This window comes from Sorangium sp. So ce363 (assembly GCF_051520435.1).
GTDB classification, from domain to species: Bacteria; Myxococcota_A; Polyangia; order Polyangiales; family Polyangiaceae; genus Sorangium; species Sorangium cellulosum_B.
In genome coordinates this window covers 8,127,127-8,143,517 of record NZ_CP150333.1, presented here as the reverse complement: position 1 = coordinate 8,143,517, position 16,391 = coordinate 8,127,127, and the positions used below count along the sequence as shown (strand labels likewise).

General features: G+C 73.2%; 13 protein-coding genes. 6 read left to right on the top strand and 7 right to left on the bottom strand.

Features of this window, described 5'->3' with window-relative positions:
- Nucleotides 1-284 precede the first annotated feature (284 nt).
- Nucleotides 285-1,712, top strand: coding sequence for a sigma-54-dependent transcriptional regulator (locus WMF12_RS30560; protein WP_437293693.1), 1,428 nt, complete (start codon nt 285-287; stop codon nt 1,710-1,712).
- Nucleotides 1,709-2,716 (top strand): ABC transporter ATP-binding protein, encoded by a 1,008-nt coding sequence (locus tag WMF12_RS30555; protein ID WP_437851064.1) that lies wholly within the window; start codon nt 1,709-1,711, stop codon nt 2,714-2,716. The genes WMF12_RS30560 and WMF12_RS30555 overlap by 4 nt, the downstream gene beginning before the upstream one ends.
- Nucleotides 2,717-2,789: 73 nt before the next feature.
- Here WMF12_RS30555 and glmM read toward each other — a convergent pair whose 3' ends face one another.
- The 6 genes from glmM to WMF12_RS30525 form a co-directional block, all read right to left on the bottom strand.
- Nucleotides 2,790-4,232: a phosphoglucosamine mutase gene (gene glmM, locus WMF12_RS30550; protein ID WP_437851062.1), complete on the bottom strand. Its 1,443-nt coding sequence runs from the start codon at nt 4,230-4,232 to the stop codon at nt 2,790-2,792.
- A 275-nt stretch (nt 4,233-4,507) separates the two neighbouring features.
- Nucleotides 4,508-5,560: an SDR family NAD(P)-dependent oxidoreductase gene (locus WMF12_RS30545; RefSeq protein ID WP_437851060.1), complete on the bottom strand. Its 1,053-nt coding sequence runs from the start codon at nt 5,558-5,560 to the stop codon at nt 4,508-4,510.
- Between the two features lie 85 nt (nt 5,561-5,645).
- On the bottom strand, nt 5,646-6,968 hold the full coding sequence (locus tag WMF12_RS30540) for a bifunctional folylpolyglutamate synthase/dihydrofolate synthase (RefSeq protein ID WP_437851058.1): 1,323 nt from the start codon (nt 6,966-6,968) through the stop codon (nt 5,646-5,648).
- Nucleotides 6,965-7,822 carry an acetyl-CoA carboxylase, carboxyltransferase subunit beta gene (accD, locus tag WMF12_RS30535; RefSeq protein WP_437740180.1) on the bottom strand — a complete coding sequence of 286 codons (858 nt, stop codon included), beginning with the start codon at nt 7,820-7,822 and terminating at the stop codon, nt 6,965-6,967. Before accD ends, WMF12_RS30540 begins: the two co-directional genes overlap by 4 nt.
- A 10-nt stretch (nt 7,823-7,832) precedes the next feature.
- A complete protein-coding gene (locus WMF12_RS30530) occupies nt 7,833-8,498 on the bottom strand; it encodes a CoA transferase subunit B (RefSeq protein WP_012238413.1) in 666 nt (221 codons plus the stop codon).
- A gap of 23 nt (nt 8,499-8,521) precedes the next feature.
- Complete coding sequence (locus WMF12_RS30525) at nt 8,522-9,280, bottom strand: CoA transferase subunit A (protein WP_437740179.1); 759 nt, start codon at nt 9,278-9,280, stop codon at nt 8,522-8,524.
- Nucleotides 9,281-9,633: 353 nt separating this feature from the next.
- Here WMF12_RS30525 and WMF12_RS30520 point away from each other — a divergent pair, with 353 nt between their 5' ends.
- Both WMF12_RS30520 and WMF12_RS30515 read left to right on the top strand, forming a co-directional pair.
- A complete protein-coding gene (locus WMF12_RS30520; RefSeq protein ID WP_437851056.1) occupies nt 9,634-10,959 on the top strand; it encodes a penicillin-insensitive murein endopeptidase in 1,326 nt (441 codons plus the stop codon).
- Between the two features lie 150 nt (nt 10,960-11,109).
- Nucleotides 11,110-11,736: a hypothetical protein gene (locus WMF12_RS30515; RefSeq protein ID WP_437851055.1), complete on the top strand. Its 627-nt coding sequence runs from the start codon at nt 11,110-11,112 to the stop codon at nt 11,734-11,736.
- Between the two features lie 16 nt (nt 11,737-11,752).
- On the opposite strand, the gene WMF12_RS30510 is transcribed toward WMF12_RS30515, so the two are convergent.
- Complete coding sequence (locus WMF12_RS30510) at nt 11,753-12,928, bottom strand: hypothetical protein (protein ID WP_437851053.1); 1,176 nt, start codon at nt 12,926-12,928, stop codon at nt 11,753-11,755.
- 42 nt (nt 12,929-12,970) lie between these two features.
- Between WMF12_RS30510 and WMF12_RS30505 the strand changes: the two genes are divergently transcribed.
- On the top strand, nt 12,971-15,841 hold the full coding sequence (locus tag WMF12_RS30505) for an ATP-binding protein (RefSeq protein ID WP_437851051.1): 2,871 nt from the start codon (nt 12,971-12,973) through the stop codon (nt 15,839-15,841).
- Nucleotides 15,842-15,897: 56 nt separating this feature from the next.
- Entirely contained in the window at nt 15,898-16,386 is a 489-nt protein-coding gene (locus WMF12_RS30500; RefSeq protein WP_437293682.1) for an acyl-CoA thioesterase, read from the top strand.
- Nucleotides 16,387-16,391: the final 5 nt, after the last annotated feature.

Genomic DNA, 16,391 nt, shown 5'->3' with positions numbered 1-16,391 from the left:
TCGCGCGCGGCCCGTTGTATCACTCCGGGCGGCGCGTGAAACAGCGGTTTTCGCTGGCAGCAGCTCCGCGACAGGCGCGCCGCACGGCTCGATAAGTACGGCATCCCCGCGCGGTGATGCCGAGCCTTTCGGCCTTCTCTGCGCGAGGCACGCCGCCGCGCCGCCGCGCCGGCGCCTCGGTCGCAAACGTGCTCGACCAGAGCGCCCTGCGGTCCCGCCGCCGCTCGGCCGGGGCCGAGCAGCCGTCCAATTCCGCGGACGCGCATGCTAGGAAAGCCATCACCATGGCATCCCGCGGGCGCATCCTGATCGTCGACGACGAGGCCAACGCGCGCGCGGCGCTCTCGGAGATCCTCCGCGAGGAGGGGTACACGACCGAGACCGCGGCCGACGGCTTCAAGGCGCTCGGCAAGCTCGAGGAGTTCGCGCCCGACGTGGTCCTGACCGATCTGAAGATGCCTGGGCTCGACGGCATCCGGATGATGGAGAAGGCGCAGCTCGCGCTGCCGGACGCGACCTTCGTGGTGATGACGGCGTTCGGCACCATCTCGAGCGCGGTCGAGGCCGTGAAGAAGGGCGCGTACAACTACCTGACGAAGCCGCTCGATTTCTCGGTGCTCGCGGTCGTGGTCGAGCGCGCGGTGGAGCGGGCGCGGCTCCTCCAGGAGAACTCGCGGCTGCGCGAGCGGCTGCGCGAGCGCAACGCGTTCGGGCACGTGATCGCGAGCCACCCGAGCATGGCGAAGGTTCTCCGGCTGGTCGAGCAGGTGGCGCCGAGCCGCGCGAGCGTGCTGATCGTGGGCGAGACGGGCACGGGCAAGGAGCTCATCGCCGAGATGATCCACCGCGCCAGCCCGCGGGCGAAGGCGCCGCTCGTCCGGCTGAACTGCGCCGCGCTGAGCGAGTCGCTCCTCGAGAGCGAGCTGTTCGGCCACGAGCGCGGCGCCTTCACCGGCGCCGTCGGCCGCCGCGAGGGCCGCTTCGAGCAGGCGAGCGGCGGCACCCTGTTCCTGGACGAGGTGAGCGAGATCCCGCTGGCCACGCAGGTGAAGCTCCTGCGCTTCCTGCAGGAGCGGACGTTCGAGCGGGTGGGCGGCAACGAGACGCTCAAGGTCGACGTGCGGATCCTCGCCGCGTCGAACCGCGATCTGCGCCAGCGCATCGCCGAGGGGGTGTTCCGCGAGGACCTCTATTACCGGCTCAACGTCGTCACCCTGGAGATCCCGCCGCTCCGCGAGCGCCGGAGCGACATCCCCGAGCTCGCGACGTTCTTCCTCGGCCGCTATGCGCAGGAGAACGGCAAGCGCATCGAGGGCTTCACCGACGAGGCGCTGTCGGCGCTGACGTCCTACTCGTTCCCCGGCAACGTGCGCGAGCTGGAGAACGCGATCGAGCGGGCCGCGGTGCTCTGCGACGGCGCGCGCATCGAGCTCCGGCACCTGCCGGCGCAGATGTCGTCCGAGCCGGCCGAGTCCGTCGACGCGATGCCGCGCGTCCCGGGGAGCACCATCTACGACCTGGAGCGCTACGCGATCCTGCGCACGCTCGAGGCGTGCAAGGGCTCGACCTCGAAGGCCGCGACGATCCTCGGGATCAGCCCGCGCAAGATCCAGTACAAGCTGCACGAGTACAGCGCGGCCAACGCGCGCGGCCGGGCGCGGCCGGCAGACGGCGCGCCGGGCGAGAGCCCCGAGGGGGAGGAGGGCGCATGAGCAACGCAGCCGAGCGCATCGTCGAGCCGCGCGACCGGGGTGCCGCGCCGGCCAGCTCCGTCGAGGAAGGGGCGCCGGAGGGCGAGCTGCTGATCGACGTCCGCGGCCTCCTGAAGACGTTCCGGGTGGGTTTCTTGCGCCGGAGGGCGGTCGAGGCGGTCAAGGGGGTGAGCTTCGGCGTACGGCGCGGCGAGATCTTCGGCTTCCTCGGGCCGAACGGGGCCGGCAAGACGACGACGATCAAGATGCTGACGGGCCTCATCGCCCCGACCGGCGGCGAGGCGTACCTGTTCGGCGCGCGCGTGCCGTCGCCCGAGGCGCGCCGGAAGATCGGCTTTCTGCCGGAGAACCCGTACGTCTACCCCTACCTCACCCCGCGCGAGTTCGTGGAGCTCTGCGGCCGCCTCTCCGGGATGCGCGGCGCGGCGCTGCGTAGGCGGGCGATGGAGGTGCTCGATCAGGTGAAGATCGCGTACGCGGCGGATCGGCAGGTGCGCCGGCTGTCGAAGGGGATGCTGCAGCGCACGGGGCTGGCGGCCGCGCTGGTGGCCGATCCGGAGATGCTGATCCTCGACGAGCCGATGAGCGGCCTCGATCCGGTCGGCCGCAAGGAGGTGCGCGATCTCATCTTCGCGGAGCGCGATCAGGGCCGGACGATCTTCTTCTCGACGCACATCCTGAGCGACGTCGAGGCGATGTGCGATCGCGTGGCGATCCTGCGCGAGGGCCAGGTGGTGGTGAGCGGCGCGATCCGCCAGCTGCTGCGGGGCGACGTGCTGCGCACCGAGGTCACGCTGGCGGGCGCGAGCGAAGGCCTCCTTGCGGATCTCGGCGCGAAGGGCTTCGCGACCACGCGCCGGGGCGACGTCGTCGTGGTCGATGTGGAGGGCGAGGCGCGCGTGCGCGAGGTGCTGCGGGCGTCGCTCGCGGCGGGCGCGCAGGTCGTCGAGGTGGCGCCGCGCCGCGAGACGCTGGAAGACCTCTTCATGCGCCGCGCGCTGTAGCCAGCGTCGGCGTCCCTCAGACAGCGGTAGGCCCCCGCAGAGGACACCCTCTCCGGGGGCCGGGCAGCCCTGGCTACGCCGATGCCCCAGCGACGTCCTGCTTGGCCGCTTCGATGATCTCGAGCGCGTACGCGCCGATGGTCGACGCGTCCTCGCCCTCGACCATGACGCGGAGCTTCGGCTCCGTCCCGCTCCAGCGCACGAGGATGCGCCCCTTGTCGCCCAGCGTCTTCTCGATGCGATCCACGGTGACCCGCGTACGCTGCATGCTGTCGAGCGGCAGCCGCGTCGCGAACGTCGCGTTCTCGAGGACCTGCGGCACCCGCTGCATCGCCTTCGAGGCGAGCTCGCTCAGCGGCTTGTCCTCCTCCATCATGATGGCGAGCACCTGCAGCGCCGCCACGATGCCGTCGCCCGTCGTCGCGTGGTCCAGGAAGATGAGGTGCCCCGACTGCTCGCCGCCGAACGAGTAGCCGCCGTTCCGCATCGCCTCGACGACGTAGCGATCCCCGACCGCCGTGCGGACGACGTGCCCGCTATGGGCCTTGAGCGCCCGCTCGAGCCCGAGGTTCGACATCACCGTCGTCACGATCGTGTTCCGCGGCAGCTTGCCGGTGCGCAGCATCCGGAGCGCGCAGAGCGCCATGATCGCGTCGCCGTCCACGACCTCGCCGCGCTCGTCGACCATGATCACCCGGTCCGCGTCGCCGTCGAGCGCGATGCCGATGGCCGCGCCGCGCTTGAGCACCTCGGCCTTCACGTGCTCCGGGTGCAGGGCGCCGGTCTCGCGGTTGATGTTGCGGCCGTTCGGCTTCACGCCGAGCGCCGTCACGTTCGCGCCGAGCTCGGTGAACACCGAGGGGGCCACGCGGTACGCCGCCCCGTGCGCCGCGTCGACGACGATCTTCACACCGTCCAGCGAGAGCGCCGTGGGGAACGTGTTCTTGCAGAACACGACGTACCTGCCGCGCGCGTCGTCGAGCTTCACCGCGCTGCCGATCGCCGCCCCGACCACCCGCGCCTCGTCGAGCTCGTGGCTCTCCATCAGCCGCTCGATCTCCTCCTCCGCGGTGTCGGGCAGCTTGTAGCCGTCGGGCCCGAAGATCTTGATGCCGTTGTCCTGATACGGGTTATGGCTCGCGCTGATCACGACCCCGGCGTCGGCCCGCATGCTCTGCGTGAGCTGCGCGACCGCCGGCGTGGGGATCGGCCCGCTCAGCATCACGCGCCCGCCCATGGCGCACACGCCGGACGCGATCGCGGTCTCGAGCATGTAGCCGGACAGGCGCGTGTCCTTCCCGATCACCACCCGCACCTGCCGCGACTTCCCGTGGCTCGCGACGAACGCGATCGCGCGCCCGAGCCGCAGCGCCATCTCGGGGGTCATCGGCGGCTGGTTCGCCACGCCGCGCACCCCGTCGGTGCCGAAGAGCTTGCGGCCTGCGGCCTGCTTCTGCGGTTCGCCCGTCGCCGACGGAGCGCCCTCCCTAGGATCCTTCTTGGTGTGCTTCGGCACGGTCCCTCTCTGTGGTGTGGGGCTGAGGAGACCACCCTTAGCAACCTTTGCCAAGACGGCCTACGGCCAATCGCCGCCGCGGCGACATTGGCGCGGCCTACATCGCGCGGCTTTGTGGCGTGGCCGCTATCGTGCCGCGTCTGCGCCGTTTTGCAGCTCGGTAGCGACGCGCCGTGTTTACAGCGCGGTCGCTACGGCGCCGTGTTTACAGCGAGGTCGCTACGGGGCCGCTTTTGCAGCGCGGTCGCTACTGCGCTGCTTTTGCAGCGCGGTCGTTATCGCGCCGCTGCCGGCGGCGCCTCGTTGTTGCGCCGAGCTGCCTCGTTGCTCAGGCGCAGCAAGACGGACCCCTGCGCCGGCGTGCGCAGGTCCCGGCCCTTCGTCGTGCCCTCGCCGCCGCCGGGTGCTGGCAGGAGCGCGTTGATGAGGCCCATCAGCCTCACCGTCGCCTGGGGCGCGATGCCGTGCGCCCAGCTCAGCAGGTACGACGACAGCCCGAGCTTCACCTCCGCGCGCCCCTCGCGCGCCGCCGCCACCACCCGCCGCGCCGCGCGCCGCGCGTCGATCGTCGCGATCGGGAGCGACGAGGCCAGGCCGAACCAGCCGAACTCGTGCTGCGGGCTGCCGCCGAACGCGGCGTTGTAGATCGACCCCGTGCGCATCGGCCCCGGGATCACGGTCGTGACGCGCGGGCCCCTCGCGCCGCCGTGCGTGAGCTCCGCCTGCACGCTCTCCGAGAAGCCCATCATCGCGAACTTCGACGCGTTGTACCCGAGCAGGTGCGGCACGGCGACGCGCCCGCCGATGGACACCACGTTCACGATGCGCGCCGCGCGCCCATGCCGCCTCAGGTGCGGCAGCGCGCGCAGCGTCGCGTGGACCGCGCTCCAGAAGTTCGAGCGCATCGCCTCGTCGAGCTCCTCCACCCGGAGGTCCTGCATCGGCGCGACCTGGATCACGCCGGCGTTGTTGACGAGCACGTCGATCCGGCCGAACGCCCTCGCCACGCCGTCGATGAACGCCTCGGCCGCGGCGCGGTCGCCGAGATCGCACGCCGCCGCGTGCACCTCGACGCCGAGCGCCTGCAGCCGCTGCTCCGCCCGGTAGAGCGCCTCCGCGTCGCGGCCGGCGATCGCCACCCGGGCGCCGTGCCGGCCGAACTCCTCGGCCAGCAGCAACCCCAGGCCGCGAGAGCCGCCCGTGATGACCACGACCCGGCCGCGAAGATCGAGCTGCCGCAGGGCGCGGAACGCCGTCCGCGCGAGCGCGGCCGCCACGAGGGCCGCCGCAGAGAAGAGCACCGGAGAACGCCGCTTTCTGAACGCCATGCCGCGGAGGACGGCATCGCCCGTGCCACCCGCCGCGCGCGGGCGGGCAGCGACGCGCCTGCACAGCGCGCTGCTCGCGCCCGCTTCAGAGCGTGACGACCGGATCCGCCACGATGCCGAGCAGCGCCGAGCGCACCTCGCCGACCAGGTAGATCGAGCCGGCCACGACCACGAGCCCGCCCGGCGCGGTGGCCTCGATCGCGCGCGCCACCGCGGCGCGCGGATCGCCGATCGCCTCGCCCGGCGCGACCCCGCGCAGCGCGTCGAGCGGCGCGGCCGCGCGGCCCTTCGGCGTCACATAGAGCCGACGGTGCGCTCGTGGCGCGAGCACCTGTAGCATTTCGCCCCACCCCTTGTCGGCCATCGCCCCGAACACGAGCGTGGTGAGCGCCGCCCCCGGACCCCCCTCGTCGAGCCACGCCGCGAGCGCCTGCGCGCCGTGCGGGTTGTGCGCACAGTCGAGCAGGACATGGGCGCCGCCCGCGTCGATCCGCTCCAGGCGACCGGGCCAGCGGGCCGCGGCGAGCCCACCCGCGAGCGCCCGCTCGACCTCGGGCCACCGCCCGGCGAGCTGCCACGCGACGCCGCACGCCACGCCCGCGTTCTCGGCCTGGTGCGCGCCGCGGAGGCCGAGCTCCACCTCGATCTCGCGGCGCCCCGGCCCGGCGACGCGCGCCGCGCCCGCCCCGCGCCCGCCGCGCCCCACCGCGATCTCGCCCGCGCTCCCGCCGCGCTCCGCCGGCGCGACGCGGAGGCGAGGCCCGGCGCCGATCGCCTGCGCGGCGGCCTCGATCGCGGCGTCGGCCTCCGGATCGAGGGGGCCGAGCACCGCGGGCGCGCCCGCCTTGAGGATGCCCGCCTTCTCCCGGGCGATGTCCGTCAGCGTCGGGCCGAGCACGGCCTGGTGGTCGAGCGCGATCGACGTGATCGCCGTGCAGAGCGGCGCCGAGATCACGTTCGTGGCGTCGAGCCGCCCGCCGAGGCCCACCTCGAGGATCGCGAGGTCGACGTCCGCCTCGCGGAAGGCCACGAACGCGGCGACCGTCAGCGCCTCGAAGAACGTGAGCGGCGAGGGGACACGCTCGAGCGCGGCGGCGAGCGCGCGCTCGAGCGCCGCGTCGCCGATCATCTCTCCCCCGACGCGGATGCGCTCGGCGAAGCGAGACAGGTGCGGCGACGTGTACAGGCCGGTCCGGAGCCCGGCCTCGCGCGCGATCGACTCGACCATCGCGCACACGCTGCCCTTGCCGTTCGTGCCGGCGACGTGCACCGCCGGGAGGCCTTCGTGGGGATCGCCGAGCGCGGAGAGCGCCTCGCGGACCCGGCCGAGGCCGAGCTCCATCCCCCGCGGCGCCCGCTGCCCGAGCGCCTCGAGCAGCGCGGGCAGCCGCGGCGCCGCCGAGGTCATCGCCGCGCCCGGCGGCTGGCCGTGAGGTGCTGGAGCAGCGTCCCGATGTACGCCTTCATCTCGGGGCGCGGGACGATGGCGTCGACCATCCCGTGGTCGAGCAGGAACTCGGACCGCTGGAAGCCCGCCGGCAGCGTCTGCCGGATCGTGTTCTCGATGACCCGCGGGCCGGCGAAGCCGATGAGCGCCTTGGGCTCGGCGATGTTCGCGTCGCCCAGGAAGGCGAAGCTCGCCGCGACGCCGCCCGTCGTCGGGTGGAGCAGCACCGACAGGAACGGCAGCCGCGCCTTGCGGTACCGCTCGAGCGCGGACACGCTCTTCGCCATCTGCATCAGCGAGAGGATGCCCTCCTGCATCCGCGCGCCGCCCGACGCCTGGAGGAGCACCACGGGGAGCTCCTCGCGCGTCGCGCGCTCGAACAGGCGGGTGATCTTCTCGCCGACGACCGAGCCCATGCTCCCGCCCATGAAGGCGAAGACGAACGCGCCGTAAGCGATGTCGCGGCCGCCCAGCCTGCCGCGGCCGATCTCGATCGCCTCCTTCGCGCGGCCCTTCTTGTGGAGCGCCGCGACGCGGTCCCGGTAGCTCTTGCCGTCGCTGAACCGGAGCGGGTCGTTCGGGACGAGGTGCTCGTCCCACGCGGCGAGCTCGCCGTCGTCGAGCAGGAGCCTCCGCCACCCGTCGGCGTCGAGCTTGTGGTGGTGGCCGCACTGCGAGCACACCTCGAAGGTACGCGCGAGCTCGGCGGCGTCGTGCGTGTGCGAGCAGCCGTCGCAGCGACGGAACACGCCCGCTCCCAGCGAGCGCTTCTCGCTCGCGTCGGTCGTCGGCAGGGTCTTTTCAGGCCAGGTCATCGGCGAGCCCTCAGGCGCTCCGCAGGTCCATCTCGTTCACGTCGGAGGGGACCCGGAGCGTTGGTTGTGTCTTCTCCTGCACCTCTCGGGCGCTCACGCCGGGCGCGAGCTCGCGCAGCACGAGCCCCTCGGGCGTCACATCGAGCACGGCGAGATCGGTGATGATCCGGTGGACGACGCCCCGCCCGGTGAGGGGCAGCGCGCACTCGTTCAGGATCTTCGGCGCGCCGTTCTTCGCCGCGTGATCCATGATCACGACGACGCGCTTCGCGCTCACCACGAGATCCATCGCCCCGCCCATCCCCTTCACCATCTTGCCGGGGATCATCCAGTTGGCGAGATCGCCCTTCTCGGAGACCTCCATGGCCCCGAGGATCGCGAGATCGATGTGGCCGCCCCGGATCTGCGCGAACGACTCGGCGCTCGAGAAGATCGCGGAGCCGGCGAGCATCGTCACGGTCTCCTTGCCGGCGTTGATGAGATCCGGGTCCTCCGCGCCCTCGATCGGGTAGGGGCCGATGCCGAGCAGCCCGTTCTCGCTCTGGAGCACCACCTCGATCCCCGCGGGGATGTAGTTGGCGACGAGCGTCGGCATCCCGATGCCGAGGTTGACGTAGTAGCCGTCCTTGAGCTCCAGCGCGGCGCGCTGCGCGATCTGTTCCCGCGTAAGTCCCATCGTGTCCCCTGTCCCCGCGCCGCCTAGGCGGCCGACGCCTTGCGCACCGTCCGCCGCTCGATCCGCTTCTCGAAGCGCTCGCCCTGGAAGATCCGGTGCACGAAGATCCCGGGCGTGTGGATGTGGTCCGGGTCGAGCGAGCCGACGTCGACGAGCTCCTCCACCTCGGCGATCGTCACCTTCGCGGCCATCGCCATCATCGGGTTGAAGTTCATGGCGGTGTGGCGGTAGACGAGGTTGCCGAACCGGTCGCCCTTCCAGGCCTTCACGAGCGCGTAGTCGCCGCGGATGGCGGGCTCGAGCACGTAGTCGCGGCCGTCGAACTGGCGCACCTCCTTCTTCTCGGAGTACCTCTTCACCGCGCCGTCCGGGCCATAGAGCACGGGCAGCCCGCCCTCGCTGATGGCCGTGCCCGCCCCGGTCGGGGTGTAGAACGCAGGGATCCCGGCGCCTCCGGCGCGGATGCGCTCGGCCAGCGTGCCCTGCGGCGTGAGCTCGACCTCGAGCTCGCCGCTCAGGTACTGGCGCTCGAACTCCTTGTTCTCGCCGACGTACGACGAGATCATCTTCCGGATCTGCCGGTTCTGAAGGAGGATCCCGAGGCCGAAGGCGTCGACTCCGCAGTTGTTGGACACGACCACGAGATCCTTCGTGCCGAGCTCCCGGAGCGCCGCGATGCAGTTCTCCGGGATGCCGCAGAGGCCGAAGCCGCCCGAGAGGATCGTGGCGCCGCCCGGGATGTCCCTCACGGCATCCAGCGCGCTCTTGTAGACCTTGTCCATGGCCGACCGAGAGGTAGCCCAACTGGCCGCGAGGCAAAAGCCTCCGCTGCCGCTGCGACATGCCGTGGCGCCGGCGCCGCAGCGCGGCACAGGGGCCGGGCGGCGCCGGCCGCGGCGCGGCGCCGCGAGGTGATCCGCGCTTCTCGGCCACGCTTCCGGCGGGCGACGGGAACCTCGCGTGTGTCCGGGGTGCATGAGGCGCTCGTCGCGTCCGCCTGCGCTCGTTCACCGCACCTGCCAGCGCACATTCGGCGCACGCTCTCGGCGCAGGTCTCGGGAGCGGCCCTCGGAGGGCGCGGCCAGGCGGCGCCGGCTTCTTGGCCCGGCCCGCGGAAACCCCGTAACGCACCGGTGTGCCTCGACCGCTCTCCGTGCTGTTCACGATCCTGGCGCTCTCCCTGTCCGGCTCCCGGGCGGCCGCCGCGGCGCCGGATGCGCCGGCGCGCTCGCACGCGCGCTCCACCGCGGAAGCAAAGCCGCGGGACGCCGCCGCTGCCGCCAGGGCGCGCGGGACGACGAAGCGCGCGCCGCGCGCGCGGCTCGCGAAGGACGACAGCAAGGGCCACCGCCCCCGCGCCGGCGACGCGGGCCCGCGATCGTCCGAGCCGGCCAGAGAGAAGGCCGCGCCCCAGGCGCCCGCCTCGTCGGTCGGCCATCCCAACGAAGGGCGCCTCGATGGCGGCGTGCGGCTCGACACCTCGCGCAAGGACGTGCGCGTCGTGCCCGCCTATGCCGGCGCCGACGTCCGCTGGGGGCTACCGGCGCTCGTGGGCATGATCGAGCGCGCGGCGCGCGGCGTGGCCAAGCGCTTCCCGGGCGCCGTGCTCGACGTCGGCGACCTGTCGCGCCAGCGCGGCGGCGAGGTCCACCGCCACAACTCCCACGAGAGCGGCCGCGACGTCGACCTCGGCTTCTACGCGCTCGACGCGCGCGGCAAGCAGGTCCACGCGCCGATCTTCCTCCGGTTCGACGCCCGGCTCGCCTCGACCAACGTGCCCGGGGCGCGCTTCGACCTGCCGCGCAACTGGCTGCTCGTCCAGCACCTGCTCACCGATCCTCGCGCCCGCGTGAGCCACATCTTCATCGCCGATCCGCTCCGGTCCGCGCTGATCGCGCACGCCAAGCGGATCGGCGTCTCCCGCGCGCTGCTCGTCCGCGCGCAGCTCGCGATGATGCAGCCCACGGGCGCCGAGGCGCACGACGACCACATGCACGTGCGCATCTCCTGCCCGGCGGCCATGCGCGGCAGCTGCATCGAGCTCGCGAAGAACGCCCCCTCCCGCGCCCGCGCGCGCATGGCGAGGAAGACGGACAGGGCGCTCCGGACACCGCCGCCGTCCGCGCGCGCGGAGGCCGCGCGCCCGCCGAAGGCCGCCGCGGCGCCAGCGCCGGAGCGGCCCCGCGAGCCCGGCGCCGGCCGGCGCGACCCAGCGCAGCCCTCGCGCCGCGACGACAAGCGACCTGAGCGGGAAGCGCGCCGCGCCGCCCCGCACGCCGCTGCTGACGCCGAGGCGCTGCCGCTCGCTGCCACGCGCGCGGCGGCGCAGCAGCCCATGGGCGGCCTCGATCTGTCGTTCCTGCGTCCCGCTGCGTCCGAGGCGGAGATCGAGGCAGATTCGGACGGCGCCGACGCGAGCGGCGCGCTCGACGACAGCGGAGTGCTCAAGATCACGGACTGAGATCCGTTGCGCGCCGTTCACTACAAAAGCGGCAAAGAGCCGGTAACGCGACGCATTGCAGGAAGTTCCGCAATCTCCGACCGGGGCGCCATCACGCCTGGACCCCGAGAGAAGACCTCGGGCAGACTGGGGCAGAGCAAAGGGGTGTTCATGCCGCAAGAGGACTCCCACACCTCGATTCCCACGCTGCCGTCCGCGGTATCGCTCGTCGCCAGCGATCACGAGCGCCGCGCGCTGCTCGCGGCGCTCACGTTCGTCGGCAGGCCTCCCCGGAGCGCGGCGGCGCTCGGGATCTGGTTCGAGAAGCACCTCGTGGCCGCCGGGAGGATGCAGCGACCGGGCTACGTGACCGAGGGCTTCTCCAAGCAGGTGGCGCTCGGCCATCAGGCCCCGGCGGCCCCGGATGCGTCCGAGATCGAGCAGCTCGTCGACGCGGCGCGGCTCCGGGTGCTCGCCTCGCTTCGCGCCTTCATGCCGCCCGCCGCGGACGATCGCTTCCTCGCAGCGGCCATCGACAGCGGGCGCGTGCGCCGCGCCGGAGGCCTCGGGCCGTGGGAGCCGTGCCCGCGCGAGGAAGACCTGCTCAGCGACATCGTCCTCAGCCTCTTCGCCGCGGACATCCTCAACTTCCGCGAGTTCCACGACGCCTATCTCTGCGTCTGCAAGACCTGCTTTCGCATCGACTTCGACCCGAGCCAGGCCGGTCGCACCGGCTGCCCCGAGCACGAGCCGACCGTCACGGTCAACGTGATGCGCCGCAGCCGGCCGTCGCCCTGACGCGTCGCCCTGAGGCTCAGAGGCAGCCGAGGCGGCACTTGGACGCCTGCTCCAGACAATCCGACAGGCAGCCCTGGTAACGCTGGTACTGCGTGCTCTGCGTGGGCTCTTTACCGCACTGCGTCGCCCTGCACGCCTGGTGTCGCCGCTCGCACGCCCCGACGCACCCGGCATTGCCGCCGGCGGGCGCAAGGCCGGTCGCGGCCGCCGCACGCGGCCCCGCCCCTGGAGACGCCGGCAGCGCGCCCGGCGCCTGTGTGGCAGGCGGATCGCTCCGCTGCGCCGGCGTCGTCCGGTGCCCCGCCGAGGCGGGCGGCGGCCCGCAGCGCTCGAAGGCGCGGCGCATCACGTCCTCCGCCGAGCCAGGCGGGATCTCGCACGCCCGCGCCAGGCTCTCGAGCCTGCGGTCGATCGCGGCGGCAGCGCGTGACGCGACCCCGTCCGGCCGCGCCGCTGGCGGTGGGGCGCCCTTCTGCGCGGCGCTCGCGGACGCGGCGCTCCCGCGCGCCGCGTCGTCGCCCGGCGCGCTCGACGCCCTGCCGATGAGGAAGGCCACGATGAGGCTTACCGCCACGAGCCCCAGGGCGGCGAGCGCGAGCCGCGAGTCGATGCGGCGCGGCCGGCGCGCCGGCGCGCCGGCGCGCGGGGAGCCGGCCGGGAGCTGCGCCGGCCCCGCGGCGCCGGGCGGCCGCGCATTCGCGGGCTGCGGCCCGGTGACGTTCGGTGTCCGCGGGGTAGGCGAGATCGCCGGCGGCGCCAGCGTCGCGATCTCCAGGGGAGGTGATGGGGCCACCATCGGCGAGAGGTTCGGCAGCGGCGCCGGCCTGGGGATGTCGGTGTGCGCCGGTTCGCTCGACGCGGCGGACGGCACCGTCGGCGTGTCGGGCCACTCCACGAGCGGCCTCGCCGCGCGGAGGCGCTCGACGAGCGGCCCGAGCTCGCGCCGCTGCTCGAAGCGGCGGACGAGCTCGTACGCCGCTCCCTGGATCCCCCGCTCCCAGGGGATGTCCGGCACGCCGAGCTCCTCCGCGAAGCGGCGCAGCTCGGCCATGCTGAAGCAAGCCGTGATGCGCCCGCGGATCTCCGCGGCGCTGCGCGCCGTGCTCCCCGACGTCCCCGTGCCCTCGCCGTCCACGCCCGGCAGCTTACCGCACACGCCACCGAAGCCGAACCTGGTATAGGCTCCGGACATCGTGTCCGGCGCTGCGGCACCCGGGGACGTGGAGGCCAGGAGATGAGCCGAGAGGACAGTGCAATTGGCGCGGCGCCGCCCGCGCTCGCGCCGCTGATCGGGCGCGAGGCGGAGCTGTCGGCCCTGGCCCGCGCGCTCGACGCGGTGGAGCGGGAGCGCTCCACGCGGACCGTGACGCTCGTCGGCCCGCCGGGCATCGGCAAGAGCAGGCTCGTGCGCGAGTTCCTCGAGCGGCGGCGCCAGGGCTCCGCCGCGCTGCGCGTCACCTCGGGCAGCACCGGCGACATGGCGTCCGCGTACGGCGTCTTCACGCGGCTCCTGCGCGCCCGCTTCGGCCTCTCCGACGGCATGGACAAGGACGCGGCCCGCGCCGAGGTCCGCTCGCAGGTCGCGCACGTGATGGGCGACCGCAAGGTCGGCGACGTCATCTACTTCCTCGGCCAGTTCATCGGGCTCGCGTTCGGCGACAGCCCGCTCACCCGCGCGGTGCAGGACGACCCCGCGCAGGCCGACCTCATCCGCCGCGCTGTCCTGAAGGCGTTCCTCGAGGCGGACGCCGTCCACGGCCCCCTGTGCCTCATCTTCGAGGACCTCCACGCGGCCCACGACGATTCCCTCGCGCTCCTGCGCTACCTCATCGAGTACCTCACGGGCCCGGTCCTGATCGTCTGCGCCGCCCGCCCGGAGCTGCTCACCCGCCAGGACGACTGGGGCAAGGTCGGCGACCGGCGCCACGTGCTCCTGGAGCTCACGCCGCTCGGCGAGGCCGCCGCGGCCGAGATGGCGAGGGCGCTGCTCGCGCCCTGCGCGCCGCGCGGGAGCGACGATGTCGTCATCATCGACGTCGTCGACGTCGTCGATGGCGTCGATGGCGTCGACGTTAAGCGCCCCGAGTCGCAGTCCCAGCCGGGCGTGCCGGCGGAGCTCGTCGAGGCGGCCTGCTCCTTCGCGAACGGCAACCCGGCGCTGCTCGAGCAGATGGTCCGCATCTGCCACGAGCAGGGCGTGATCGAGGAGCTCTCGCCCGACTCCGCGGGCGGGCCGCGCTGGCGCGTGCACCTCGGGAAGCTGTCGACGGCGCGCCTGCCGATGACGGTCGAGGACGCCGTGAACGTCCGCCTCGCCGCGCTCGATCACGACGGCCGGCAGCTGCTCGAGCAGGCCGCGACGATCGGCCCGGTGTTCTGGAGCGGCGCGCTGTTCGTCCTCGGCAGGGCCGGCAGCCAGGCCCCCGACCTGTGGGGGGAGGAGCAGAGCGACAAGGATCTCGACCGGATCAACGCCGCGCTGCGCTCGCTGTGCGACCGCGGCTACCTGCGCAAGCAGAGCGAGTCGAGCTTCGCGGGCTCGGACGAGTACGTGTTCGTGCACGCCAAGGAGCGCGAGGCGCTCCAGAAGCGGATGAGCGCCGCGGCCCAGCGGCGGTACCACCACGCGATCGCCGAGTGGCTGGAGCAGCAGGTGGCGGTGCGCGCGAGCGAGGAGCTCCTCGCCGAGCTCGCGACGCACCGCGAGCGCATCGGCGACGCGGTGCGGGCGGGGCTCTCGCTGCTCGACGCCGGGGACGTGGCGCGCGGGCGCTACTCGAACGCGAAGGCGGCGGAGTACTACGCGCGCGGGCTCTCGCTGCTCGGCGACGCGCACGTCGCGCGGCGCATCGACGCGCTCCACGACTACGGCGACGTCCTCCAGCTCGCCGGGCGCATCGACGACGCGCTCGCCGCGTTCCGCGAGATGCTGACGCTCGCCTACCGGCTCGACAACCGGCGCAAGGGCGGGGCCGCGCACAACCGCATCGGGCGGCTCTACCGCGACAGCGGCTCGCTCGACGAGGCCGGCAAGCACCTCACGACCGCGCTCCGCCTCTTCGAGGGCGCGCGGGACGAGCGGGGGATCGCCTCGACGATCGACGACATCGGCAAGCTGCACTGGCTCCGGGGCGAGTACCAGGAGGCGCTGAAATGGCTGCGCGACGCGCTCGCCCGCCGCGAGCGGATGGGGGATCGCCGCTCGATCGCGCTGTCGCTGAACAACCTCGGCCTCGCCCTGCAGGACTCGGGCGAGTTCAAGCAGGCGCTCAACACGTTCGAGCGGTCGCTCGCGATCCGGCGCGAGATCTCGGACCTGCTCGGCGTCGTGATGAGCCTGAACAACCTCGGCATGATCGCGCAGGACCAGCGCGATCACCGCCACGCCCTCGAGCTCTTCGAGGAGGCGCTGGAGGTGGCGCGGCAGGTCGGCGATCGCAACCGGACGGCGCTGATCCTGACGAACATCGGCGGGACGCTCTACCGGAGCGGCGATCCCGACGAGGCGGTGCGCGTGCTGCAGCAGGCCGAGGAGCTCTGCGACGAGCTCGGCGACCGGCTCGGCCTGGCCGAGGCGCGGCGCGCCCTCGGGAAGGCCTACATGCTCCGGGGCGATCTGGAGAAGGCGCGCGACTCGATCAGCCGGGCGGTGGACCTGTTCGCCTCGGTCCGGAGCAAGGTGCACCTCGGCATCGCGCTACGGACGCTCGGCGAGATCACGGCGGCGGGCGGCTGGGGCAGCGCGCACACGAAGAGCGCGCGCGCATATTTCGCGCGCTCGGTGAGCATCTTCGAGGAGACGGGGAACGAGCTCGAGCTCGCGCGCACGTTCCAGGCCTACGCGCGGTTCCTGACGACCGATCGCAGCTTCGTGGCGAACATGGCGGCGCGGCGCGAGGCGGTGGCGATGAACGAGAAGGCCGAGGCGATCTTCGCGCGGCTGAAGGTCACGTCGGTGCGCCTGGAGGACGAGCCCACGCTCCCGACGGGCCCGCCGGGCCAGTCGGTCCCCACGAAGTCGTCGGTCAGCGCGAGCCCTGGCCGCTCGCCGGCCCCCGAAGAGCCGTCGTTCCCGAACCCGGGCAGGGCCTCGACCTCCAGCTGACGCCGGGCGACCCGGCGTGCTCTGGCGCGGGGGGGCGCCCGTGATACGCATGCCGGGTGAAGGCCCCGCACGAGAAGCGCGTCTCCGAGTCGGTCACGACGATGACCGAGTACGTCCTGCCGACGCACGCGAACGCGCTCGGCTCGATCTTCGGCGGGCAGGTGCTCGCGTGGATCGACCTGTGCGCTGCCATCTGCGCGCAGCGGCACACCGGCAGCGCGGTCGTCACCGCGGGCATCGACGACCTCTCGTTCGATCATGGGATCAAGGTCGGTCAGGTCGTCCGTCTGGCCGCGCGGGTGACGGCGACCTTCCGCACGTCGCTCGAGATCCTGGTGTCGGTCGAGGGGGAGGACGCGATGACGGGCGCCATCTGGCCCATGGTCACGGCCTTCGTGACGTTCGTGGCCGTCGACGCGTCGCTCAGGCCGACCTCGGTGCCGCCGATCCTCCTCGAGACGGACGACGATCGCCGCCTCGCCGAGGCCGCGGCGGAGCGGCGCGCGCGGCGGCTCTCGCGGCGCGGGGGCGGCCGCGGCGCGTGATCGTG